The sequence below is a fragment of the Priestia sp. 53B2 genome (assembly GCF_056099005.1).
Genome location: NZ_JBLZXA010000031.1, coordinates 1 through 1,006, shown reverse-complemented (window position 1 = coordinate 1,006; position 1,006 = coordinate 1). Strand labels below are relative to the sequence as shown.

General features: G+C 31.7%; 2 protein-coding genes. One reads left to right on the top strand and one right to left on the bottom strand.

The features are described 5' to 3' along the window. On the top strand, positions 1 to 109 hold a 109-nt coding region (locus ACN6NE_RS27875; protein ID WP_142953582.1), incomplete at its 5' end, for a cold-shock protein. 264 nt (positions 110 to 373) lie between these two features. Here ACN6NE_RS27875 and ACN6NE_RS27870 read toward each other — a convergent pair. After that, entirely contained in the window at positions 374 to 574 is a 201-nt protein-coding gene (locus tag ACN6NE_RS27870) for a cold-shock protein (protein WP_474328525.1), read from the bottom strand. Between the last annotated feature and the right edge of the window lie 432 nt (positions 575 to 1,006).

The following is a 1,006-nucleotide window of genomic DNA, read 5'->3' as shown; positions in this document are numbered from 1 at the left end:
TGCTATTCAAGGTGAAGGTTTCAAATCATTAGAAGAAGGTCAAAAAGTTACTTTTGATATCGAGCAAGGTCAACGTGGAGCACAAGCTGCTAACGTTCACAAAGCATAATCAAAAGTGATAAAAAAAGACTCCTTATGAAGGAGTCTTTTTTTTATGGTCTTATAATTAGAAAAAACATGATGTATCTACTATTAGTTCAATAGAAAACCCAGGCTTTAAAAAAAGCCTGGGTTTTAGACAAGACGATCGATACAAGGTTAACTAGTTATAACATAAAATAGAGATATAAAGCAAATGTAACTATATTAACAAGTATTTGTAACTAAATAAATAGCAGTATTTTTTTGATCTTTTTAAAAGCGTCGATATACATTATTTTCGATGGGGGTTAAGGGGGATTTTATCAATAAGCCGTTCTCCAGCGCTCATGTGATTTCCACACAAAGGACATTTTTGATGATTGTCATAGGAGAAATCTTTTCTCATCCAGCCTTTACATTCTTCTATTGTGCATTCCCAAACTTCTGTTTGTTCTTGAACCGAAGGTTCTTGATTTCTTTTACTATAATACATGCTAATCACTACTCCTCTTATTATAAGTATATCTTATAAAGAGAGAATGAATACTTAATACTTTTATTCCCTTCGTCTTTTACTAGCGTCGGTCTCTCATTTGAAATTTATAAAATAAGAATAAAAGGTTTGAGTCTGAAGATAAAGGTATTAACAATCAATGTTTGGTGAATAATTGTTATCGTGATGTGTAAAATACAATGGGAATAAAAAATAATGTTTTTTTAGAAAAACTATTGACGTTTCATCTGATATGTTTTATTATTATTAAGCGTCGTTGAGACGACAACTTATTTTACGGAATATTGAACTTTGAAAACTGAACAAAGCGACAAACGTCAACGTTAATTTTTATTTTTTAAATTGAGCAAGTCAAACATTTCTTCGGAGAGTTTGATCCTGGCTCAGGATGAACGCTGGCGGCGTGCCTAA